At 49.5% G+C, this 22,240-nt stretch carries 19 protein-coding genes, 1 other RNA gene and 1 riboswitch; of the genes, 11 read left to right on the top strand and 9 right to left on the bottom strand.

All coding sequences use genetic code 11. The features are described 5' to 3' along the window. Nucleotides 1-12: 12 nt before the first annotated feature. The 3 genes from eda to NOG13_RS05985 are packed head-to-tail and all read left to right on the top strand — an operon-like array spanning nucleotide 13 to nucleotide 3,408. Nucleotides 13-1,710 carry a bifunctional 4-hydroxy-2-oxoglutarate aldolase/2-dehydro-3-deoxy-phosphogluconate aldolase gene (gene eda / locus NOG13_RS09455; protein WP_346347646.1) on the top strand — a complete coding sequence of 566 codons (1,698 nt, stop codon included), beginning with the start codon at nucleotides 13-15 and terminating at the stop codon, nucleotides 1,708-1,710. Between the two features lie 19 nt (nucleotides 1,711-1,729). After that, the gene (gene kduI / locus NOG13_RS05990) at nucleotides 1,730-2,572 is read left to right on the top strand and encodes a 5-dehydro-4-deoxy-D-glucuronate isomerase (protein WP_283109672.1); all 843 of its coding nucleotides are present in this window, start codon (nucleotides 1,730-1,732) and stop codon (nucleotides 2,570-2,572) included. 50 nt (nucleotides 2,573-2,622) lie between these two features. Next, entirely contained in the window at nucleotides 2,623-3,408 is a 786-nt protein-coding gene (locus NOG13_RS05985; RefSeq protein ID WP_283109671.1) for a gluconate 5-dehydrogenase, read from the top strand. Between the two features lie 73 nt (nucleotides 3,409-3,481). On the opposite strand, the gene NOG13_RS05980 is transcribed toward NOG13_RS05985, so the two are convergent. Then, nucleotides 3,482-6,025, bottom strand: coding sequence for a cation-translocating P-type ATPase (locus NOG13_RS05980; protein ID WP_283109670.1), 2,544 nt, complete (start codon nucleotides 6,023-6,025; stop codon nucleotides 3,482-3,484). Nucleotides 6,026-6,111: 86 nt separating this feature from the next. Further along, a riboswitch (NiCo riboswitch) is annotated at nucleotides 6,112-6,202 on the bottom strand. Between the two features lie 179 nt (nucleotides 6,203-6,381). On the opposite strand from NOG13_RS05980, the gene NOG13_RS05975 reads away from it, so the two are divergent. Together NOG13_RS05975 and ssrA are read left to right on the top strand one after the other, a co-directional pair. Then, on the top strand, nucleotides 6,382-6,912 hold the full coding sequence (locus NOG13_RS05975) for a helix-turn-helix domain-containing protein (protein ID WP_283109669.1): 531 nt from the start codon (nucleotides 6,382-6,384) through the stop codon (nucleotides 6,910-6,912). A gap of 120 nt (nucleotides 6,913-7,032) precedes the next feature. Next, nucleotides 7,033-7,392, top strand: a transfer-messenger RNA (tmRNA) gene (gene ssrA / locus NOG13_RS05970). A gap of 167 nt (nucleotides 7,393-7,559) precedes the next feature. On the opposite strand, the gene NOG13_RS05965 is transcribed toward ssrA, so the two are convergent. Together NOG13_RS05965 and NOG13_RS05960 are read right to left on the bottom strand one after the other, a co-directional pair. Further along, the gene (locus tag NOG13_RS05965) at nucleotides 7,560-8,537 is read right to left on the bottom strand and encodes a LacI family DNA-binding transcriptional regulator (RefSeq protein WP_283109668.1); all 978 of its coding nucleotides are present in this window, start codon (nucleotides 8,535-8,537) and stop codon (nucleotides 7,560-7,562) included. Nucleotides 8,538-8,878: 341 nt separating this feature from the next. After that, complete coding sequence (locus tag NOG13_RS05960; protein ID WP_283109667.1) at nucleotides 8,879-9,919, bottom strand: IS6 family transposase; 1,041 nt, start codon at nucleotides 9,917-9,919, stop codon at nucleotides 8,879-8,881. Nucleotides 9,920-10,038: 119 nt separating this feature from the next. Between NOG13_RS05960 and NOG13_RS05955 the strand changes: the two genes are divergently transcribed. The 4 genes from NOG13_RS05955 (at nucleotide 10,039) to gtfA (ending at nucleotide 13,740) form a co-directional block, all read left to right on the top strand. Beyond that, nucleotides 10,039-10,314: a hypothetical protein gene (locus NOG13_RS05955; protein ID WP_283109666.1), complete on the top strand. Its 276-nt coding sequence runs from the start codon at nucleotides 10,039-10,041 to the stop codon at nucleotides 10,312-10,314. Nucleotides 10,315-10,396: 82 nt separating this feature from the next. Then, nucleotides 10,397-11,032 carry a carbohydrate ABC transporter permease gene (locus NOG13_RS05950; protein WP_346347645.1) on the top strand — a complete coding sequence of 212 codons (636 nt, stop codon included), beginning with the start codon at nucleotides 10,397-10,399 and terminating at the stop codon, nucleotides 11,030-11,032. 238 nt (nucleotides 11,033-11,270) lie between these two features. Further along, complete coding sequence (locus NOG13_RS05945) at nucleotides 11,271-12,221, top strand: alpha/beta hydrolase (RefSeq protein WP_283109665.1); 951 nt, start codon at nucleotides 11,271-11,273, stop codon at nucleotides 12,219-12,221. A 67-nt stretch (nucleotides 12,222-12,288) separates the two neighbouring features. Continuing rightward, complete coding sequence (gtfA, locus tag NOG13_RS05940; RefSeq protein WP_283109664.1) at nucleotides 12,289-13,740, top strand: sucrose phosphorylase; 1,452 nt, start codon at nucleotides 12,289-12,291, stop codon at nucleotides 13,738-13,740. Nucleotides 13,741-13,907: 167 nt separating this feature from the next. On the opposite strand, the gene NOG13_RS05935 is transcribed toward gtfA, so the two are convergent. The 3 genes from NOG13_RS05935 to NOG13_RS05925 form a co-directional block, all read right to left on the bottom strand. Further along, the gene (locus NOG13_RS05935; protein ID WP_135661204.1) at nucleotides 13,908-15,095 is read right to left on the bottom strand and encodes an IS256 family transposase; all 1,188 of its coding nucleotides are present in this window, start codon (nucleotides 15,093-15,095) and stop codon (nucleotides 13,908-13,910) included. A gap of 253 nt (nucleotides 15,096-15,348) precedes the next feature. After that, the gene (locus tag NOG13_RS05930) at nucleotides 15,349-16,164 is read right to left on the bottom strand and encodes a metal ABC transporter permease (RefSeq protein ID WP_283109663.1); all 816 of its coding nucleotides are present in this window, start codon (nucleotides 16,162-16,164) and stop codon (nucleotides 15,349-15,351) included. Next, on the bottom strand, nucleotides 16,164-16,835 hold the full coding sequence (locus tag NOG13_RS05925; RefSeq protein ID WP_283109662.1) for a metal ABC transporter ATP-binding protein: 672 nt from the start codon (nucleotides 16,833-16,835) through the stop codon (nucleotides 16,164-16,166). Before NOG13_RS05925 ends, NOG13_RS05930 begins: the two co-directional genes overlap by 1 nt. 120 nt (nucleotides 16,836-16,955) lie before the next feature. On the opposite strand from NOG13_RS05925, the gene NOG13_RS05920 reads away from it, so the two are divergent. Further along, nucleotides 16,956-17,861: a metal ABC transporter substrate-binding protein gene (locus tag NOG13_RS05920; protein ID WP_283109661.1), complete on the top strand. Its 906-nt coding sequence runs from the start codon at nucleotides 16,956-16,958 to the stop codon at nucleotides 17,859-17,861. 78 nt (nucleotides 17,862-17,939) lie between these two features. Then, complete coding sequence (locus NOG13_RS05915) at nucleotides 17,940-18,758, top strand: undecaprenyl-diphosphate phosphatase (RefSeq protein WP_283109660.1); 819 nt, start codon at nucleotides 17,940-17,942, stop codon at nucleotides 18,756-18,758. Nucleotides 18,759-18,823: 65 nt separating this feature from the next. Here the strand turns inward: NOG13_RS05915 and NOG13_RS05910 are convergent, their stop codons facing one another. From NOG13_RS05910 to NOG13_RS05900, 3 genes are all read right to left on the bottom strand, one after another. Further along, entirely contained in the window at nucleotides 18,824-19,546 is a 723-nt protein-coding gene (locus NOG13_RS05910; protein WP_283109659.1) for an NAD-dependent protein deacylase, read from the bottom strand. 248 nt (nucleotides 19,547-19,794) lie between these two features. Then, the gene (locus tag NOG13_RS05905; RefSeq protein ID WP_283109658.1) at nucleotides 19,795-20,811 is read right to left on the bottom strand and encodes a CAP domain-containing protein; all 1,017 of its coding nucleotides are present in this window, start codon (nucleotides 20,809-20,811) and stop codon (nucleotides 19,795-19,797) included. 227 nt (nucleotides 20,812-21,038) lie between these two features. Further along, nucleotides 21,039-22,211, bottom strand: coding sequence for an NAD(P)-dependent malic enzyme (locus NOG13_RS05900; RefSeq protein WP_283109657.1), 1,173 nt, complete (start codon nucleotides 22,209-22,211; stop codon nucleotides 21,039-21,041). Nucleotides 22,212-22,240 lie beyond the last annotated feature (29 nt).

Raw genomic sequence — 22,240 nt, 5'->3', positions numbered from 1 at the left:
AGAGGTGTTCGTATGGATTCCGTGTTCAATCGGTTGAAAGAATACAAACTCGTTCCCGTTGTCAAAATCGAGGACGCCGAAAAGGCGCTGCCCTTGGCGCAGGCCCTGCGGGAAGGCGGGCTTCCCTGCATGGAGGTTACCTTCCGCACCGCTTGTGCCGCGCAGGTCATTCGCAGTATTACTTCGGCATTTCCGGATATGCTAATTGGGGCGGGGACGGTGCTTACCACAGGGCAGGCCGAAGAAGCCGTAGAGGCAGGCGCACAGTTTATTGTCAGCCCCGGGCTGAACCCCACGGTGGTACGCTGGTGCTTGGAGCACGGTGTTCCCGTTCTTCCCGGCTGCTCAACTCCTACCGACATTGAAACAGCTCTCGGCCTCGGACTCAACGTCGTGAAGTTTTTCCCTGCCGAAAGTTCCGGCGGTATCGGTAAGATTAAAGCGCTCAGCGCCCCTTACAGCCAGGTTCAATTTATGCCTACGGGCGGAATTAATGAAAAGAATCTTTCGGCATATCTCGCAAATCCGAATGTTCTCGCTTGCGGCGGAAGCTGGATGGTTAAGGAAGATCTCATCCGCTCCGACAATTTCGAGGAGATCACAAGGCTTTGCCGCCGTGCCGTAGCGCTGATAAAGGGGGAGAAAGATTCTTCTTCAAAGGATTCCTCCGTTTCTTTCCCGGTATTGGATCAGGAGCGGCCTCTCGATGCACTGGGATTCGGCGAGCTGCTGCTTCGCCTTTCTGCAGAACGCGGCGAACGCATCGCTTGGGGCGAGCGGTTCCGCAAATTTGCCGGCGGCGCGGAGCTCAACGTGATGGCAGGCCTTGCTCAGCTCGGCCTTAACGCCGGAATCCTTTCCCGTCTGGCGGCGAATCCGATGGGCGACTATATTCGCGCACAAGTGATGAGCAAGGGTGTCGATTGCCGTTATCTTGAAGCAGACCTTGCCAAAGACGCACGGACTGGCCTTTACTTTTATGAGTCGGGCAGCTCACCGCGCAAGCCGACTGTCGTCTATGACCGGAAAAACTCCAGCTTTACGGAATTTACCGTGCAGTCTGTTCCAAAGCAGGCTTATGAAAGCACAAAACTTTTCTACACCAGCGGCATCTCGATGGCATGCTCGCCGAACTGCAGAAAGCAGGTTGAATCTCTGATTCGCTCCTTCAAAGAAGCCGGCTGCGTCATCGCTTTTGACGTCAACTACCGCGCGAACCTGTGGAGCGAAGAAGAGGCGCGCGAGGCAATCGGGTCGATTCTTCCGCTTGTGGATATCCTCTTCGTCTCGGAAGAAACGTCTCGGCGTATGTTCCGCAAGACGGGCAATCTGGAAGAAATTCTGCGCTCCTATTCTACCCAGTACGGCATTTCGGTCGTTGCCACATCGCAGCGCACCGTACACAACACACATTCCCAGACGTTTGGCTCCATCATCTATGGCGCAAAAGCAGACGCCTTTTTCACGGAACCGCCCTATGAGGGAATTGAGGTTGTCGACCGCATCGGCAGCGGAGACGCCTTCGTTTCGGGCGTGCTGTACGGTATTCTGGAGTGCCGTGATTTGCGCAAGGCTGTTTCTTACGGCAACGCCGCCTGCGCAGCCAAATGCACCGTTGAGGGCGATTTGCCTTGCATTAATCGCAGCGAGCTGGAATCCATCGTCCGCAACCACCTCCCGGGAGCTGTCTCCAGTGAGATGAATCGCTAAAAATTGGAGGAGTTTTATCATGGATATCCGCTATTCGGTCAATCCAAGGGATTTCAAGCGCTATACCACGGATGATATTCGCCGCGAATTCCTGATTGAAAACCTGTATCAGCCCGACCACGTCGTTTCAGTTTACAGCCATGTTGACCGTATGGTTACGCTCGGCTGCATGCCGGTGCACAGGCCCGTTCCGCTCGATGACGGACTGGACGTGTGGAAGAACTTCGGCACGAGCTACTTCCTTGAGCGCCGTGAAATTGGCATCTTCAACCTTGGCGGACGCGGAACCATTACCGTGGACGGCAAGGTCTACACGCTCGACCGGAAGGACTGCCTGTATATTACGGCAGGCAGCAAAGAGGTTGTGCTTGCAAGCGAAAGCTCCGTTGTTCCCGCAAAATTTTATATGGTCTCCGCTCCTGCCCACCGCTCGTGGGAGACTAGGCTTATCACATTAAAGGACGCCGTAAAACGCCCGCTCGGCTCGATGGAAACCTCCAACAAGCGCACCATCAATCAGTTCATTCACCCGGATGTGCTGAAAACCTGCCAGCTGTCCATGGGCATGACGGTTCTGGAACCCGGCAGCGTATGGAACACTATGCCAGCTCATACCCATGAGCGCCGAATGGAAATTTACACCTATTTTGATCTCCCGAAGGACGGCGTTGTATTCCATCTGATGGGAGAAGGCACCGAAACCCGTCATATTGTGATGCAGAACGAGCAGGCTGTCATCAGCCCGTCTTGGAGTATTCACGTGGGTGTCGGAACGACAAATTACAGCTTCATCTGGGCAATGGGCGGCGAAAATCAGGCGTTCGATGATATGGACGAGATTCCAATCAACGAAATGCGCTGAAGTTGTGAAAAATGGTTGTCCCTCAAAATAGTAAAATGGGGTGAATCGGTATGAACGTTCTAGATTCGTTTTCTCTAAAGGGAAAAGTTGCCTTTGTCACCGGAGCGTGCTACGGAATCGGCTTTGCCATCGCTTCCGCTCTTGCCGAAGCAGGTGCAAAAATCGCGTTTAACGGCCTGAACGCGGAACATGTGGCAAGGGGCATTGAGAATTATCGCAAAGCGGGAATCGACGCACACGGCTATGTGTGTGATGTTACCGATGCGGACGCAATTGAGGATTTGGTAAAGAAAATCAACCAAGAGGTCGGTGTCATAGACATCCTCGTCAACAACGCTGGAATCATCAAACGCATCCCGATGCTGGACATGAAGCCCGAGGAATTCCGGCAGGTGATTGACGTAGACCTCACCGCGCCGTTTATCGTTTCAAAGGCCGTCATTCCCGGTATGATTAAAAAGGGCCACGGCAAAATCATCAATATTTGCAGCATGATGAGCGAGCTGGGGCGCGAGACGGTTTCCGCCTATGCGGCCGCAAAAGGCGGACTGAAAATGCTCACGCGCAATATCGCCTCGGAATACGGCGCATACAACATTCAGTGCAACGGCATCGGCCCGGGATATATCGAGACACCCCAGACTGCACCGCTGCGCGTGCCGGGAAATCCGTTCAACGACTTCATCATCAGCAAAACTCCGGCAGGGCGCTGGGGCAGAACGGAAGATTTGACCGGCCCTGCAGTCTTTCTTGCGAGCGACGCAAGCAATTTTGTAAATGGTCATATCCTGTATGTTGACGGCGGAATCCTTGCCTATATCGGCAAACAGCCGTAAGCATTCGGAACGCAAAGCAGTCTGCGAATCAGTGGTGAACTGGTTTGCAGACTGCTTTTTTGTTTCTAGCGATTCAGTTGCTGTTCTTGTGTTTAGCGGTAGCATGACTGTGAAATTTCACAATTTCATACCACAGAACAGAACCCGCGGCAATTCCTATGGCTAGAAAGAACTGACCCATGGTAAGCGGAGCGAACTTCAAAATTCCGCACAACGGAGTATAAAGAATCAGAAACAGCATCGCAAACGTCCCGAGCAAGGTGGCCCACATCACATTGTCTTTCGCCAAGCGGCAAATAGACGCATAGGCAAAGTCGTAACTCGAGCTGTTGACAAGAACAAGGAAAAGATTCGCGATTATGACGATGGAAAGTCCCATGGCCCTTGCAAGCGGAGCATTGTAAGGCGCTTGCTGCAGAAAGGAAAAATAAGTCGTGAAGGATGCCGCAAATACCGCGATGCCTTGCAGAACGCTTTTCCAAAGCAGGTTCGGCGTTAATAGCTTTTCGTTCGGTTTCCGCGGTTTGCGCACCATGATGTTGCGTTCCGCCGGCTGGCGTTCGAGAACAATGGAGCAGGTGGGGTCGATAATCAGCTCCAGCAGAACAACGTGGAGCGGCAAAAGAAACAAATCCGCGGGGTTGATGTGGAGAAACGGCGCGAGCAAGGCGGAAAATGCAATTGGAATGTGAATGGTAAAGACATAACCCACCGCTTTTCGGATATTGTCGTAGATTCTTCTGCCGTCGCGGACCGTATCGACAATTGTAGTGAAGTCATCGTCCATTAGAATCAAATCGGCGGCTTCCCGCGATACTTCGGAACCGCGCTTGCCCATTGCGATGCCGATGTCCGCATACTTTAGGGCCGGTGCGTCGTTCACGCCGTCGCCTGTCATAGCCACGATTTCTCCGTTGTCCTTCAACGCCTTAACGATACGCATTTTGTGTTCGGGAATCACACGCGAAAAAATACTCACATCGCGAACACGCCTGCGAAGTTCTTCGTCGCTCATGCTGTCGAGTTCCTCGCCGGTCATGATTCGGTCTGCGTTCGGCATGCCGATTTGCTTTGCGATGGCGCTTGCGGTGATGCCGTTGTCGCCGGTAATCATAACCACGCGGATACCGGCTTTTGTGCACCGGCTGATGTCCTCTTTCATGGATTCCCTCGGCGGGTCGCATAGCCCCACAAGCCCGCAAAAGGTCAGTTTGCAGTCGGTGATAGCAGCCGGAATCGCATCTTCGTCAACGGGTTTTTCAAGCCCCACCGCGATGACGCGCAGGCCTTGCGATGACATTTCCAAAATCCTGTGTTCCGTTATTTGGCGCTCTGTTTCGGAGAGTTCGCAGAGATCCAGAATCTTCTCAGGGCCTCCTTTTGTGGCGATGAGAACTTCTCCGTCATGCCGCCAGACATGGCCCATCATTTTCAGTTCGTTCGTAAAGGCATATTCGCGGATGAGCGTTCCGCTGAACAAATGGCCTTTGCCGATGCCGTTTGCTTCACAGCAAGCGACCATGGCTTTTTCCATGGGGTCGTAGGCGTTTGTTTCGCAGGCAAGCCCCATGGTTTCCAGCAGCGTCTGGGTGTCGCCGTCCGGTGCCCAGATATCCTGAACGGACATCTGGTTTCGCGTGATTGTTCCGGTCTTGTCGACGCATAAAACCGATACCGCGCCGAGCGTTTCCACACTGGGAAGTCTCCGCACGAGGGAATTCCGCTTTGCAAGCCTCCAAGCACCCATCGAAAGAAAGACCGCGAGGATAACGGGAAACTCTTCCGGAATCATCGCCATGGCAAGCGTAATGCCGGACAAAACGCTTTCCGTAATTCTTTCCGGGAATGCGTGGTCAGGCAGGTTGAGATATGTGAATACGCAGACTAAGACGAAGAGCGCAATAGCGATGATGGAACAAGTTTTTACTAAGCTGTCGGTTTGTTTCTGCAGCGGAGTGCGGCTTTCCGGAGCGGAAGCGACATTCGCTCCGATTTTTCCGTATTCGGTCGCAGCCCCGATTTTCTCAACTTGAACGACGGCGCTGCCCTTTAGCACAAACGTGCCCGCATAACAAGTATCCTTGCGCCAGTAGTCGGAAGAGGGCTCCGCTTTGCCCGCCGCAGCCTTCCAGACGCCTTCGTTTTCACCGGTGAGCGATGATTCGTCGATGCACAGGTCGTTTGCTTCTAGAATCTTCCCGTCGGCGGGGACTTTCATGCCCTCGGCAATCCTCATAATGTCGCCGGGCACTAAATCCGCGCTTTCAATTTCCTCCTGCCTGCCGTCGCGAATTACCTGTATCCGCGGGGCAGAAAGATTTTTCAGTGCGTTCAATGTCCGGTCGGTTTTCCACTCCTGTGTCACGTCGATGCCGATGACGCCGATGACAAAGACGAGCATAATTGCGCCGTCGCGCGGTTCTCCCAGAATGAAATAGATGGTTGCGGCAATCAGCAAAAGAAGAAATATCGGCTCACAGATGATGTGAAGTGCCTTGCGGAGAAAACTTTGCTTTTTTCGCGGTGTGAGTTCGTTTTTTCCGTATTGTTCCTGCAATTTTTGTACCTGTTCCGTCGTTAGACCATACGCTGGGGGAGTATTCTGGGGTGTTGTCATATCCGTTACCTCCGTGCGCCTTTCGGCGTCTCTGAAAGATAGCTTCATGGCATATTCCAATAAAAAAGCACATCTATGGAACATACAACTGTCCCACAGATGTGCCAAAATCTGTTGCCGTTTCCGGCCCAGCCCCATAAACCGAATCGGGTTTATCGCCTGCTCAGTTTGTACTGTAGATTTATTTGCAGTGCAAAGAGGTCCTTTAATCGGCAGTATATGGGGAAGGTCTTGTTAAGGTGCTATTGCGGTTCGTTTTTGGCCAAAAATCTGCTATGTCCGGCAATTCGCTGTTTATGGTATATACTTTTTTCAATTCTGTGGTAGCATGAGAATAGCAGCGAGGAGGTTATACGATGGATCAGAAAAAATTCGGTCGGTTTCTTGCACAGCTTCGCAAAGAAAAAAATCTGACGCAAGAGGCACTCGGCAAAAAGCTCGGCGTCACGAATAAGACGATTTCCCGCTGGGAAAACGGAAATTATATGCCGGATATTGAAATGCTGAAAATGCTCAGTGAAGAATTCGATGTCAGCATGAATGAACTGGTTTCAGGCGAAAGAATTCCTTCGGAAGAATTCCGCAAAAAAGCCGATGCCAATTTGGTGGAAGCGCTGCAGAACAGCAGTTTCACCGCCAAAGAACGGATGGATTTCTGGGCAAAGAAATGGCGAAAAGAACATTTCGCTTTGATTGCGATATGCGTTTTGATATTTCTGGCCGTATTGATTGTGGCGCTGGTCAAACGATGGAGTCTATTGGTGTCTGTACTGCCCGTGATTGTCCTTATTGTGTATGCCGTTCTCAAAAACCGCGAGATGATTTATGTGGAAGCTAGGGTATATGGTTCGACTCCGGTTGCGGAAGAGAAGGCGAAACTTCATTAAACTGCGGTTGACATAATACCGCTTGACAGGAATCCGAAAATATGGTATTCTCAGATTCCTGCTAAGCGGAGGCTCATCTGCTGATGCAGGGTAGGTGAATGGAAAACAGCCGCTGAATATGGGGATGTAAAGGCTTCGACGGGGGCTGTGAACCAAGGCAAGCGAGCAGCGAGGCGGAACGCTATAATTTCGCAAAGCAAAATAAACGACAACAATACTAACGCCAATTATAGAATGGCGCTCGCAGCTTAATTAAGCTGCCGTCCTTACCGGGAGCACCGCGGCCCGGATAAGGGCGTCGACTAGCGGTGAACGTGAGCCGGGGGACGCCTTTACCCCGGCCATGACTTGAAAGGCTACCAAAGTGAGAAGCCTGCCTTTGGGCGTCACACTGCGGGAAACTGAAAACATAGGCTACGCTCGTAGAAAACCTTGGCAAATTACCCTCGGACACGGGTTCGACTCCCGTCATCTCCACCAAAAAACAGGTTCTGCGGCATCACCGTGGAACCTGCTTTTTATAGGCATATTTGGGGAGTTGAAGGGGAGCGGTAGTGAATTGCGTGCCTGCGGCACGGGAGAAGCCGCGGCGCAAAAAGTCCGGCCATCTTCGGCCGGACTTTTTTGTGTTTGAGAAGCTGTTTTTTTTAGGTGCTTTCGCGCTCCACGAGAGTGACCGGGAATATAACGCTGGTTGGAATCACGTTTTTATCCTGCCCCATAACAATGCTTTCCACCGCGCATTGGCAGATATCCCAGACTGGCTGGCGGATTGTGGTGATGGACGGCGTGCAGAATTTACATAAATCAATGTCGTCGTAGCCCACAACCTTCATTTGCTCCGGAATACGAATGCCGCGCTTGTAGCATAGTTTAATAACTTGCGCCGCGATTATGTCGTTGGAAGTAAAGATTCCATCAATGTCTGGATTACTGTCTAAAAGCGAAGTGATAATGTTTTCATATCGCATCGAGATGAACTGTTCTTCGGTTGCGTCGATTGCAACATAAGGCACTCCTTTTTTTTCACAGACTTCCTTGAAACCGAAGAAGCGTTTGTTCGCATCCATGTTGAGGTAGGAACTACCGCTGATGTGTGCAAGCTTTCGGCATCCTTTCGCGATGAGGTGTTCCGCTGCGAGAAGGCCGCCTTGGTAGTTGTCTGAGCAAACCGATGGAATCCGCGGTGAGATGACGCGGTCAATCGAAATGATTGGCGCGTCAATGGCAACGTTAAGGTCAATGTCCTGCGTGTGGCTGGCGAGGATGATGCCGGCAACCTTGTTGGCATTCAGCATGTTAAAATACTCTAGTTCTTTCTTCGCTTCGTTGTTGGAGGTACACAGCAGCAACTTGTATCCGCTGCTTGTCACCAAATGTTCTACACAGTCAATGACCTTACAAAAATACATGTTGCTGGCTGATGGCACAATCAGCCCAATGAAGTTGCTCCTTTTTTTTGAAAGTGCCCTTGCAAGCTCGTTTGGTTTGTAGTTCAGCTCGCGCATCGCTTTGTTGATTTTCGCTCGTGTTTTTTCACTGATATATCCCCGACCATTCAGCATCCTTGACACTGTGGTAACGGTGACACCGCTTCTTTCGGCAACGTCCTTTAGCGTACTCATATTTCAAACCCCGTTTGCGAAATTTGTAGAAAGAGCAGCCAAATCTATGGGAGGCCGCTTTTTTATGGTAAAAAAACTCTATGATAAATTATAGATACAAAGAATTTATATGTCAACCGTATATTGCAAATTTTTTGAAAAATAAAGTTCTATAAAGTTATGATAATGTAATAGAATGTGCATAATTCTAAATTCAAGAACATTTTTTACTAAAAAAATATACAAATTACATATCAACCACTTGACATATATATGTCAAACGGTTAATATATTATCTGTCATCCAAATAAGGCTTTGTAAAGTAAACATGAAAGATTAAGAAGGGAAATCAGCCAATTGCTTCAAGCGACGAGGAAAAGCTTGCGTTTGCTTCTGGCAGAAAGGTTTAGGCCCGCAACTTGTGCCGGGGTCAGACCGTCAAGAGCGGAATGAGGGCGGACAAAATTGTAAAAGAAGAGAAAAACCGCGATAAGATTGTTGGCGGAATCGAACGAGGCAAATCCCTGTTTGGTTTTGTACCACGCCTTGAATTGCTTGTTAAAGCATTCGATCAGGTTGTTGGTAATATCATCGCTGAAGCTCTGGACCCGGATATGTTTCACGCCAAGCACTGCTTTTACAGGAACTTTGTAAGCACTGTAGCGGTCGGTGACGATGGCTCCGGGTTTACCGAGATGTTTAACGGAATTAAGTAAGGAAAACGCCTGAGGGCTGTCCCTGTGCCTGGAAAGGTGGAAGCTGAGAACAAAGCGGGTTTCGCTGTCCACAATTAACCAGAGGTAATACTTCATGCCTCGGATTTTTACTACAGTTTCGTCCGCGTGCCATTCGTCGGAGTTGAAATTGAGCGTTGGCATCAGTTCAAGCGCGATGTTTTGAAACAAAGGCGCGAATTTCGTACACCAGTTACTGATAGTAGTGTGGGAAACCTGAATATTCATGACAGTACGCAGAATCAAAGCAATATTACGGAAAGAGTTTTTTCCCAGATAAAACATCGACAGTGCCGTCAGGATAACATGCACTGGATAACGCATCCGCTTGAAATCTGTTTTCCCGGACAGCTTCGACATGGAAGGTGCCGTAACGGCAGCCGGTTTCGGCACAAAAATGGAATGGCCGCACTTCTTGTCGCAGCATTGGTAGTTTGAGTAGTATTTGTGGTCATGGTGAAGGAACATGGCTTTTCCGCAGACAAGGCAAGTCGGATAAGGACGCACGCGCGGCCTTCCGGGTTTGTCAGCCGCATGGGCATCCGGCGCAAATTGATGCCCGCATACACGGCAAAGATATTTCTGGTTTCCATATTTATCTTTGCCATAACGATAAAAGTTTTGATGGTTGTTGCATTTCGGACAGCAAATCTGGTATGATTTTGTCATGAGGACTCGTCTCCTTTCGGGAGTACATTGTTTTGTGTCAAAACCATTGTACCAGAAGGGCTGACGAGTCCTCAACTTTCATTTAACTTTACAATACGCCAAATAAATTGAGGAGGATTATGCATGAAAAGACAAGAATACTAGCTTTGACGGCATGCGTAGCAGTCGTTCTTTCGTCTCTTGGCGGATGCAAAAAAGACAGCAAATCGCAGAGCGGCACAGCAAGCAATGGCAATGGAGGCAATGTTTCCCTTACCTTTTTCAATACCTCCGCAGAGGTAAACACACAGTTTAGCGATTTGTTCAAGACTTATCACGAATCTCATCCGAACGTTATCGCTTTTACTTATTATCTTCCTTTCGCCGTTTCTCATCACGATTCTGAATACATTTAAGTCCACGCAGGAATTTATCGAAAATCCTTTTTCTCTGCCGACGCAATTTAACTTTGATAATTACTCCAAGGCCATCGAGGAAATGAATTTTGCGACAGGTTTTGTAAACTCGCTGATTATTACGGCCTTCGGTGTGCTGCTTGTTCTTGTTTTTTCTGCTATGACGGCATATCTTTTTGCTCGTTTTTCGTGGAAAATCAACAAAGTGCTCTTTTTCATCATGACGGCTTCTATGGCAATTCCGTTCCAAGTAGTCATGATTCCTCTGGTCACCATCTACGGTACAATCGGCTTTTTCGACTCAAGGGAATCTCTGCTGTTCATGTACTGTGGCTTCGGTTGCCCGCTTGCGATTTTCACGTTCCACGGATTCATTAAAGGAATTCCAGTTGCACTGGAAGAAGCTGCTTCCATCGATGGCTGCGGTCGTATACGGACATTTTTTCAAATTGTGCTTCCTCTGCTGAAGCCGGTTATTTCCACCGTTACCGTCCTCGATGTGCTGTGGATGTGGAACGACTATTTGCTCCCGAGCCTTGTGCTCCAATCGCCCGAGCTGCGCACACTTCCGCTTTCGACTTTTAATTTCTTTTCTTCCTACAGCGTTGACTTCACTCCGCTAATGGCAGGGTTGATTATGACAATGCTGGTACTAATGCTGTATCTATTTTTGCAGAAATATATCATCAAGGGAATTGTAGCAGGCGCAGTAAAATAATGTTTTTTGCTTAGTAAAAGCAGTTATTGTCGCGGATATTGTGACAAAAACCGTATTATCTACCCTTAGCTCACAGTTTTCTTGTTGGAAGCGACAGCTTTTTGACAGCAAGAGTGCATGCAGGATGAAATTGTGAAATGGAAAGAGAAGCTCTACATACCCCAAATAGACAGGTCCCTCTGTATGGCTGTCGCTTCTAATTACCTCTTCTAAAAATGCAGATAAGGAAGTCTTACCCATGAAAGATACCGTATTAGAAGAACTGCAACCGATTCTGAACGCAGCCCCCATCATTGACTTGGAGAAGGATGGAGTTGAAGCAGCTCGCCTCTCTCCGCCGGTTCCGACGGAACACTCTGCGGATGTGAAAATCACTACACGCACAATACAAGGCCCCGATTGCCCACTTACCGTGAGGATCTATGAGCCGATTAACCGTACGCAGGAATTGCTTCCAGCGCTGTTTTGGAGTCATGGCGGCGGTTATGTTTTGGGCAAACCGGAGTACGAAGACGGCATCTGTGAACGCTTTGTGCTCGACGTAAACTGTGTCGTTGTGCAAGTGGATTATCGTCTTGCGCCGGAGCATACTTATCCAGCAGCCGTCGAGGATTCCTATGCAGCCTTAAAATGGGTAGCCGACAGCGCCTCTGATCTTAAAATTGATCGCTCAAGAATTGCCATTGCGGGCCCAAGCGCCGGCGGCGGCTTGACAGCAGCGCTTGCTCTTATGGCGCGTGACCGTGGCGAAGTGCCAATTTTGATCCAGTTGTTGCTTTACCCAATGTTGGACGACCGGAACGAGACCCCCTCCTCTTACGAAATCAATATGAAAACTATGCCAAGAGCATGGAACCGCGAAAACAATATCGCTGCATGGAAATTGTATCTCGGCAAAGACTTTGGAGATGAAGTTCCGCCTTATGCAGCCCCTGCGCGTGCCAAAGACTTGACCGATTTGCCACCGGCCTATTTCTGCGTTGGGCAGCAAGACCCATTCCGCGACGAGGATATCGAATATGCCGCGAGACTTGCCCGCGCCGGAGTTTCTGTGGAATTTCACATGTATCCCGGCTGTTTTCATGGATTTGACTTTATTGCGAACCGTGCAGAGATCTGTGAGCGGTGTCGGAGGGATTACATCACAGCTCTAAAAAGGGCATTTGACCGTGCTGCCGGTAAAAAATAACCAGTTGTTATAAAAAACTGACCAGCAGATACAAAAATAGCTACACAAACGAGAGGACGAAAAATAAATGACTATCAGAAATCAAATCATGCTTATTACGTATCCTGACAGTATGGGGAAAAACCTGAAGGAACTGTCTGAGATTCTGAATGAGCATTTCCGTGATATCATTGGCGGGTTGCATATCCTCCCGTTTTTTCCATCTTCGGCGGACCGTGGTTTTGCTCCCATAACCTACGATATCGTCGATCCCGCTTTCGGTGACTGGGACGATATCAAGGCTCTTTCAAACCGGTATTACCTGATGTTTGACTTTATGATTAACCATATTTCAAGGCAATCGCTGTTTTTTCAGGATTTTCTTGAAAAAAAAGAACAGTCGAACTACAAGGACATGTTCATCCGGTACCGTGATTTCTGGCCCGGCGGTGAGCCGACGCAGAAAGATATTGACCTCATTTATAAACGGAAACCGCGCGCACCGTATACATATGCCAAATTTGGTGACGGAACATCCGAGAAAATATGGTGCACATTTGACGAAGAACAGATTGACCTTGCTGTAAACGCAAAAGTAACACGTGATTTTATACGAAATACCATGCAAAATATGGCTGAAAAAGGAGCGTCAATCATCCGGCTAGATGCTTTTGCGTATGCAGTGAAAAAAAGAGGAACAAACTGCTTCTTTGTTGAGCCTGAGACATTTGAATTACTCAATTTTTGCCGCAGTGTTGTGAAAGAACATGGGGCTGAAATTTTGCCGGAAATCCACGAACATTTCTCCATTCAGATGAAATTGGCAGAAAAAGATTATTGGGTCTATGACTTTGCTCTGCCGATGCTGATGCTGCATGCCCTCTACACCGGAAAAAACAAAAATTTACTTAACTGGCTCAGAATCTGCCCCAGAAAACAGTTCACAACACTCGATACACATGATGGCATCGGCGTTGTAGACGTCAAAGGACTTATGACGCAGGAAGAAATCGACCAAACTACTGAGTTTTTATTTTCAAAAGGTGCAAATGTCAAAAGAGTGTATAATACGATGGCGTATAACAACCTTGACGTTTACCAGTTAAACTGCACCTATTACTCAGCTCTCGGAAACAATGACGATGCCTATTTACTTGCACGGGCAATTCAATTCTTTGCACCAGGTATTCCGCAGGTTTATTATGTAGGCCTCCTTGCCGGCAAAAACGACATCGAACTGCTTGAAAAAACGAAGGTCGGTCGGAATATTAACCGCCATTATTATTCAAAAGAGGAAATCGAGAAGGAAATCGAAAGACCTGTGCTGAAAAAGATGTACGCGATTATGCGCTTCCGCAATCAGTATCCGGCGTTTGGAGGCGACATTTCCGTCGACGATGTGGATTCAGAAAATGAATTAAGAATCCGTTGGACGAAGGGAAAATATCTCGCGCAGTTGCATGCGGATCTGAAAACTTTCCGGTTTGAGATTACTTACACTAGTGAAGATGGTACTCTGAAAAAGCTCTCTCTAGGTTGATTGCCACCCTGAATCGGCGGAGTGGCTATTATGAACTGTTGTGAAAAAATGGTGATTGATCAATTACAATATCTTAAATAGAAAGGTCGGAAACGACCGATTCAGCTTTTTCGGTAATTTCGGCTATGTCAAGAGAAGTTCGCAATTTGGGGACTCCACGAAATGAATTAAGCTGCGCTTAGCAGAAGTGTCTGAATCGATTTGGGATTCAAATATGCTCTGGAAACGGACCAGTCTTCAGCGTATTCCATGAGATATGTTGTAACCAACCGCAGATAGGAATCTTTGTTTGGGAATATCCCGACGACGTTGGTTCTGCGCCGGATTTCCTTGTTCAGCCGTTCCAGCATATTGGTCGATGAGATTTTACGGGCATCAAGCTCGGGGAATGCATAGAAAGCCAGTGAGTCCTCCAGCCCGTCTTCCAGAAGCTCGATTGCTTTGGGAAACCGCTTCCCATATTGCTCCGACAACTGTTTTGCGCGCTGTCGCGCTAATTGGACGGAAGGCGCCAGCCAGATTTCTTTCAGTTGGACCGCAAAGGATTCTTTTTCTTTCTGCGGTATATGGGCCAGAATATTTCGCATGAAATGCACTTTGCAGCGTTGCCAGGATGCGCCGGGAAAACTTTCTCGGATGGCGGCAATCAGCCCTTTGTTCGCATCGGAAACCACCAGCAGCGGTGTTTTCAAGCCGCGATCCAAAAGACTTTGAAACAACTGGGAATAGCTCTCTTTGGATTCGTCCAGCATCGGCTCCACGGCGAGAATGTCCCTGTGCCCTTGCTCGTTGACGCCGCAGACAACCATCACCGCCATGCTGACGACACGGCCATCCATACGGACTTTTTCGTACAGGGCATCCGTCCAAATGACAGGATAACGAGTATCCGTCAGAGAACGGTTGCGAAATTCCTGTACCTGTTCATTGAGCCCTTTTGTCATCTCACTGACCTGACTGCGGGAGAGGTTCTCTATCCCCAGACTGTGAGCCAACTTTTCCATCTTCCGTGTGGACACGCCCTGCACGAATGCCTCCTGAATAACCTGTACCAGCGCCGCCTCGCTGCGTTTGCGTTCAGTGACAAAGAACGGGATATATCCATGGCTGCGCAGCTTTGGCACCATGAGATACATCGTCCCTACGCGAGTATCCAGCCTCCGGGGACGATATCCGCAGCGGTAGTCACTTCGAGACGGATTGTGCGCATTCTTTTCCGCCCCCACAAGGCCGGAAACCTCCGCCTCCATCAGTTGAGCGCAGAGCCATTCCAGCATACTGAGCATCGGGTCGGGCTCCGCCATACATTTCAGTAGCAATTCCGTAAGATCTGTGTTATTCTTTCCTTGAGTCATTGGGACCAACTCCTTTTTGAATGTCTTGACACCATTCATTTTAAAGGAGTCCCAATGGCTTTTCTATACCTTCTCGAAATTGCGAACTTTATTGTACTCTATCGTAATTTCTCAAAAGGTATTAACAAGCACAGCAGCCGGAACTTCATCTGTTCGAGGAGAAACGTTTTCGATATTCTGTCTCGGAAGATTTTGATAAAAATAGAAAGGGAACGGGCTTTCCGAAAGCCCGTTCCCTTTCTTATTCAATCCGTTATGCCATTATGTTCTGCCGAACTTGTGCCGCAATTTTACGAAGGACCATGACAACGATGAGGACGGCGACCGAGACAAGCGCCGTAAAGCCGCCGGGCGCTACGTTGAGCTGGTAAGAAAGGAAAAGCCCGAGCAGAATATCCACCATGCTGAACAAAATGGAGAACAGGAGCGTCGCGCGAAATCCCTTTTTCAGCTGAAGCGCCGTGGCGACGGGCAGAGCAATCATCGAGCTGAGAACAAGTACGCCCACCACGCGAATCGAAACCGAAATCGCAGATGCCACAAGAATCGAGAAAACGTAGTTGATGACCTTCACACGCACGCCCGCAACCTGTGCCGCTTCTTCGTCGTAGGCGATGTAGAGCATCTCGTGGTAAAGGAAAATCACAGCGAGAATCGAAAGAATCGTGAGAAACAGCACGGTCAGCTTGTCAAACTGGTCAACCGTCAGAATACTGCCGAACAGGAACGCGTCTGCGTTTGTATGCAGCTTTCCGGAACTGATGATGGTGATTGCTACGCCGACGCTCAGCGAAAGCACGATGGTCAGAATCAGGTCCGTGTATTTTTTGAAGTAGGTGCGCAAGAATTCAATGAGGGCGCCGCAGATTGATGTAAACAGAAAAGCACCGATGACGGGACTTCCGCCGCAGGCGAGCCCGATGGTAATGCCCGCGAGCGACGCATGGGAAAGCGTATCGCCAATCATCGAATAGCGGCGAAGGACGAGGAAAACCCCGATGCACGGGCAGAGAATTGCAATGCAGATGGATACAAACAGCGCATCCTGCATAAAAGCATATTGTAACATTATTTTCTGCCTTCCTTCTCCGATTTCAAAAATTCTTCCGCGTATTGATTCGGCGTGCACAGATGGCCCTTTCCGTGGTCGAGGTGGTAAATCAGCGTGGAGTTTTCAATAGCTGCTTCGAGGTTGTGCTCCACAGATACAATCGTCACTCCGTATTTGCGGTTGATATGGGTCAAAAAGCCGTAGATTTCTTTTCGGCTGGCGAAATCCACTCCGGTCGACGGCTCGTCCAAAACGAGCAGCTCGGGCCTGCCGAGTGTAGCGCGCGCAATCCGTATCTTCTGCGCCTGTCCGCCGGAAAGCGAACCCATCAGCGCCTTCTGGTAATCTTCCATGCCGACGAGCGCAAGACTCTTTTTCACCGCGTCTTTGTCGCGGATTTTCAGCAGCCTGCGGTAAGAATCGAGCATCTCATACACGGTAATGGGGAAGTCCGGGTTTGAAAAATCGTTCTTCTGGGGAACGTATCCGATGCGCTTTGCTTTGCAGGAAATCGTGCCGGCGGTGGGCTTGAGAAAGCCGAGAATGAGCCGCATTAATGTGCTTTTGCCGCAGCCGTTTTCTCCCAGCACGGAAACGTAATTGCCGTCGTCGATTTTCAGATGAATCCCGTCCAGAATAAACGGCGGGGAACCGGTATAGGAAAATGTCAAATTTTTCGCTTCAATCAAGAAAGACACCAGCCTTTTGTTTTCTGGCGTACTCCCAAGGCTATTGACAGGCAGTGCGCCAAGACTTATTATAAATGCAAATGATATGCATTTGCAATAGTTTTCGGAGGAATCGAATTTATGCTGAAAAAAATTACAGCGGCAGTGCTGAGCCTGCTGACTGTTCTTTCTTTTTCGTCTTGTGCGGGAAAGCAGGAAACGTCGGAAAGCGGAAAAGTCAAAGTGACAGTCAGTTTCAACGCCCTCAAGGAGTTTACCGCCGCTGTGGGCGGAGATAAAGTGGAAATTTCAACCATGGTTCCCGACGGAATGGAACCACACGATTTTGAGCCGAAGGCGGCAGACATTGCCGCTTTAAGTCAGGCAAAGGTCTTTGTGATAAACGGACTCGGCATGGAGTCTTGGGCGGAGAAAGCGGTCGCCGCGGCAGGTAATGACAACCTGATCCAAGTAAACGCCTCCAAGGGCGCCACCCCGCTCAAAAGTGCCGACGATTCTGCGGATGAGGAGCACGGTCAGTATGACCCGCATCTCTGGCTAAGTCTCAAAGGGGCAGAGATTGAGGTCAAGAACATCAGTGACGGGCTGTGCGAAGCTGACCCGGCAAACGCCGAGTATTACAAAAAGAACTGTGAAAGCTACACCGCAAAGCTCGAGAGCCTTTTTCAGGAGTACAAGACCAAGTTCAGCGCGGCAAAAAAGAAAACCTTTGTTACAGGCCATGCCGCGTTTGCATACCTTTGCAGAGATTTCGGCCTTGAGCAAAGCAGCGTGGAAGACGTTTTTGCAGAAGGGGAGCCGAGCGCCAAAAAGCTCGCTCAGCTTGCGGACTACTGCAAGAAAAATAATGTGAAAACGGTGTTCGTCGAAAAAATGGTAAGCCCGGAGATTTCGGAAACGCTGGCGCGCCAAGTGGGGGCCAAAACTGTTGCCATCTACACCATGGAAGGCGCGGAAGACAACAAAAGCTACCTTGACCGGGCAAAAGCAAATCTCAGCGCAATCGAAGCAAGCCTTAAAGAATGATGTTTTACTTGAATTTTCCACCGCATTCCCCTATAATAAGAACCATGTTTGACTTTTTTGAATAGTGAGTGATGTGCAGTGGTGGATATTCTCAAGGCGATTTTGTTCGGTATCATAGAGGGCCTAACGGAGTGGCTGCCGATCAGCAGTACCGGCCATCTGATTTTGGTCGAAAGATTCGTCCACATGAACGTGACGGACGATTTTATGGAAATGTTCCGCGTAGTCATCCAGTTGGGTGCTATTATGGCCGTCGTCGTACTTTATTTTCATAAACTGAACCCGTTCTCTTCCAAAAAGAGCGCGGTACAGAAGAAAGATACTTTTGACCTGTGGAAAAAGGTAATTGTGGCGCTTGTTCCGCTGATTCCCGTTTTTCCGTTCAACGACGAAATCGACGCGGCTTTTTATAACTACAAAACGGTCGCCTTGATGCTCATTGTTTACGGTATTCTCTTCATTATCATCGAGAACCGCAATAAGCACAGAGTTCCGTCTGTGTGCAGCATTTCCGAATTAAGCTATCGGCAGGCGCTGATTATCGGCGTATTTCAGGCGCTGGCACTGATTCCGGGAACTTCGCGCTCCGGTGCAACCATCGTCGGCGCACTCTTAATCGGCATTTCGCGTGAAACCGCCGCTGAGTTTACGTTTTTCCTCGCAATTCCGACCATGTTCGGAGCAAGCCTGCTGAAGCTGTTGGATTTCGGAACTGCGTATACATCTTTGGAAGCCGTCATTCTGCTGACCGGAGTGGTTGTGTCCTTCCTTGTTTCGATTGCTGCAATCCGCTTCCTTGTTGGCTATGTGAAGAAGCATGACTTTAAGCCGTTCGGCTATTACCGCATTGTGCTCGGCGCATTGGTGCTGCTTTATTTCATGGTTCTGGCGCGCTGAAAAACAGGATAGAAATCCCCTCCGGGTAAAACTCGGAGGGGATTTTGTTTTGTATGCTTTTTTGTTTAGGAAACGCGGATTTGCGCGAGCGTCTCGCCGATACTGCCGTTGATGACAAGGTCAGCGTGGCTGTCGAGCGGGGTTGTCGTTTTATTGATGAGAACAAGGCGCGAACCGCGGTAGTAATCGACCAAGCCGGCAGCGGGGTAAACGGTGAGAGAGGTTCCGCCTACAATCAGCATATCCGCATTGGCGATTGCCTCTACGGCGCCGGTCAGTGTCTTCTGGTCGAGCCCTTCTTCGTAAAGCACAACGTCCGGCTTCACGGTTCCGCCACAGGAGCAGGTGGGAATACCTTTGCTGTCCCGTATAAACTCGGCGCTGTATTCTTTTCCGCATTTCATGCAGTAGTTCCGGTGAACCGAGCCGTGCAGTTCAAACACATTTTTGCTGCCGGCTTTCTGGTGCAGGCCGTCGATGTTCTGCGTTACCACAGCGGTCAGCTTTCCGGCGGCTTCCAGCTCCGCCAGCTTTTTGTGCGCGGCATTCGGCTGTGCATCGAGCGCAAGCATCTTGTCGCGGTAAAAGTCGAAGAATTCTTCGCGGTGCGTCATAAAAAAGGTATGGCTCAGAATCGTTTCGGGCGGATACCGATATTTTTGCCGGTAGAGGCCGTCAACGCCGCGAAAGTCGGGAATTCCGCTTTCGGTGGAGACACCGGCGCCTCCGAAGAAAACGATTCGGCTGCTTTTGTCAATCATGCTTTGAAGCTGTTCTATACTTGTCATACAAATCCCCCCAATTCGAGCCGAGATTGTAATTTCATTTTCCATCGTACTCGTTTTTTCCTGAGATTTCAAGCCTGCTGTCGTTTGTTGCGGGAGCGCAGAAATCCTTCTAGCTTTGCGACAAATAGAATTTAGCAATCGACTCTTTTTAGTAACTGGCTCTTTGGATTCACTAAAGTCAAAAATAAAAGGGCTGCTGCAATTCGTTTGCAGCAGCCCTTTACGCTTATAAAGAATTGGGTTGCGGGTCAGCCTGTGAAGTGCTGTGTCCAGTAATACCGGCCGGACGCATTCTTTGCTATGCCGACACCGATTTTCGTGTAGGCGGATTTCAAAATGTTTGCGCGGTGGCCGGAGGAATTCATCCACCCGTTCATGACCTGAGCCGGTGTCGTCTGGCCCATTGCGATGTTCTCGCCGGCGGCGCGGTAGGTAACGCCGAACTTCTTCATCAGGTCAAACGGAGAACCGTAAGTGGGGGAGGTATGGTCGAAATAGTTGTTGTTCGCCATGTCCTGCGATTTCACCGTTGCCGTCTTCATCAGAAGCGAATCTGCTGTGAGGGCAGGGAGGGAATTCTTCGCGCGTTCAACGTTTACAAGGCGGACGACCTCATTCTGAAATTCCGAATAGCTTGAAGTGCTTGCAATGGAGGAAGCCGGCTTAGAAGGAGTCTGGGAAACCGTTGAGCCGGAAGAACTCTTGGAGCTTGACGGCTTAGAGGATGACTGCGAGCCGGACTTCTGGGAAGGCTGAGAATAAGACGATTTGGAAGAATTCTGTTGGCATGATGCTTGGAAAGGATTCTGTGCACAGAATGCTTGGAAAGGATTTTGCAAGCATTGTGATTTACAAGATGTTTGAGGGTCACAATTCTGGGAAGAAGGCTGATAGCAAGACGATTTTGAAGAAGCCTTAGAGGATGATGCAGCCGGATTATTTTGCTTAGTCACGCTGCCCTTGGTTGACGCAATATTGCCGGAAGTCTCCGTCTGCTTGGAGGGGACAATTGCTTGGGCTTTCTCTGCGGAACAGCCGTTGTTCGCCGTATTGCAGTTGCCCTTCGTAACTGTGCTGTCAGATTTGGAAGTTGCTCCGGTGTTGCCATCCTTGCAGCTTTCGCCAGCAGATGTATCCGCGCAAATGGATGTGTTGTTTGCGTCAGAGGACGCCGGCTGCGAAGCATTGTTCAGGGAATTCGATGTAAATGCACTAAAGCAGCTGATTGCTGCAGTGATAATGAGGCTTATGATCTTACGTTGCATAATGATTTCCTTTCTTTGAAAATTCAGTCCTCGGTTTTGTACGGTCGTTGAATCGGTTACAAAAATGTAACCTTTCTGTAACGTATTGTAACACACGGACACCCTTTAGAACAACACACAATTTTTTCCTAGCCCGTCATCTTGCTTTTGTGCAAACCATGCATGGGTAAAAAAAGAGCCTTTCGCGGCTTTCGCCGTGAAAGGCTCTTTCAAAAGTGCAGAGCAGATTAGATTCGTGCAACGCCGGATTTGCGTGCTGCATCGGCAACAGCCTTTGCAACAGCAGAAGCAACATTGCGGTCCAGTGCGCTCGGAATGATGTAGTCCGGGGAAAGTTTGTCCGGAGTGACGAACGAAGCGATTGCATAAGCTGCGGCAATCTTCATTTCGTCGTTGATGTCCTTTGCGCGAACGTCCAGTGCACCGCGGAAGATGCCCGGGAATGCGAGAACGTTGTTGATCTGGTTCGGGAAGTCGCTGCGGCCGGTACCAACAACGGCGGCGCCTGCCTTGAGGGCAACGTCCGGCATGATTTCCGGAACCGGGTTTGCCATCGGGAACAGAATCGGGTCTTTGTTCATACTCTTAACCATTTCTTCGGTGACGCAGTTCGGAGCGGAAACGCCGATGAATACGTCTGCGCCCTTGAGCATTTCAGCGAGAGAGCCGGCTTTCTTTTCCCGGTTGGTGATTTTGGCCATTTCTTCCTTAATCGGGTTCAGGCCCTCGCGCCCTTCGTAAATAGCACCGTGGCGGTCGCACATAATGACGTTCTTGAGACCGAGAGCAATCAGCAGCTTGATGATTGCAATGCCGGCTGCGCCTGCGCCGCTGGTAACGACCTTAATCTCATCGATCTTTTTGCCGGTGAGCTTGAGAGCGTTGATCATAGCGGCAAGTGTAACAACTGCCGTGCCGTGCTGGTCGTCGTGGAAAATCGGAATATCGCAGCATTCCTTCAGGCGTCTTTCGATTTCGAAGCAGCGGGGTGCAGCAATATCCTCGAGGTTGATGCCGCCGAAGCTGCCGGCAATCAGGCGAACGGTGTTGACAATATCGTCAACATTCTTGGACCGAATGCAGAGCGGAATGGCGTCCACATTGCCGAAAGCCTTGAACAGTGCGCATTTGCCTTCCATAACCGGCATGCCGGCTTCCGGGCCGATGTCGCCGAGGCCGAGAACTGCACTACCATCGGTAACAACAGCAACAAGGTTGGAGCGGCGGGTCAGGTCGTAGCTCTTGTTGACATCCTTCTGAATCTCCAGGCAGGGCTGTGCAACGCCGGGAGTATATGCGAGAGAAAGGTCTTCGCGCGTCTCCAGCGGAGCGCGGCAAATCATCTCGATTTTACCTTTCCATTCGTAGTGCTTTTTAAGGGATTCTTTTGCGTAATCCATGGCAATAATTCCTTTCTTTGTTGTGATGT

Origin of the sequence: Thermocaproicibacter melissae (genome assembly GCF_024498295.1) — a bacterium.
Lineage (GTDB): Bacteria > Bacillota > Clostridia > Oscillospirales > Acutalibacteraceae > Thermocaproicibacter > Thermocaproicibacter melissae.
This window is presented reverse-complemented; position numbering and strand designations above follow the sequence as displayed.

Coding starts and splice junctions, on each gene's coding strand:
- eda (WP_346347646.1), top strand. CDS start 13: ATGGATTCCGTGTTCAATCGGTTGAAAGAATACAAACTCGTTCCCGTT.
- kduI (WP_283109672.1), top strand. CDS start 1,730: ATGGATATCCGCTATTCGGTCAATCCAAGGGATTTCAAGCGCTATACC.
- NOG13_RS05985 (WP_283109671.1), top strand. CDS start 2,623: ATGAACGTTCTAGATTCGTTTTCTCTAAAGGGAAAAGTTGCCTTTGTC.
- NOG13_RS05980 (WP_283109670.1), bottom strand. CDS start 6,025: ATGACAACACCCCAGAATACTCCCCCAGCGTATGGTCTAACGACGGAA.
- NOG13_RS05975 (WP_283109669.1), top strand. CDS start 6,382: ATGGATCAGAAAAAATTCGGTCGGTTTCTTGCACAGCTTCGCAAAGAA.
- NOG13_RS05965 (WP_283109668.1), bottom strand. CDS start 8,537: ATGAGTACGCTAAAGGACGTTGCCGAAAGAAGCGGTGTCACCGTTACC.
- NOG13_RS05960 (WP_283109667.1), bottom strand. CDS start 9,919: ATGACAAAATCATACCAGATTTGCTGTCCGAAATGCAACAACCATCAA.
- NOG13_RS05955 (WP_283109666.1), top strand. CDS start 10,039: ATGCATGAAAAGACAAGAATACTAGCTTTGACGGCATGCGTAGCAGTC.
- NOG13_RS05950 (WP_346347645.1), top strand. CDS start 10,397: ATGAATTTTGCGACAGGTTTTGTAAACTCGCTGATTATTACGGCCTTC.
- NOG13_RS05945 (WP_283109665.1), top strand. CDS start 11,271: ATGAAAGATACCGTATTAGAAGAACTGCAACCGATTCTGAACGCAGCC.
- gtfA (WP_283109664.1), top strand. CDS start 12,289: ATGACTATCAGAAATCAAATCATGCTTATTACGTATCCTGACAGTATG.
- NOG13_RS05935 (WP_135661204.1), bottom strand. CDS start 15,095: ATGACTCAAGGAAAGAATAACACAGATCTTACGGAATTGCTACTGAAA.
- NOG13_RS05930 (WP_283109663.1), bottom strand. CDS start 16,164: ATGTTACAATATGCTTTTATGCAGGATGCGCTGTTTGTATCCATCTGC.
- NOG13_RS05920 (WP_283109661.1), top strand. CDS start 16,956: ATGCTGAAAAAAATTACAGCGGCAGTGCTGAGCCTGCTGACTGTTCTT.
- NOG13_RS05910 (WP_283109659.1), bottom strand. CDS start 19,546: ATGACAAGTATAGAACAGCTTCAAAGCATGATTGACAAAAGCAGCCGA.
- NOG13_RS05905 (WP_283109658.1), bottom strand. CDS start 20,811: ATGCAACGTAAGATCATAAGCCTCATTATCACTGCAGCAATCAGCTGC.
- NOG13_RS05900 (WP_283109657.1), bottom strand. CDS start 22,211: ATGGATTACGCAAAAGAATCCCTTAAAAAGCACTACGAATGGAAAGGT.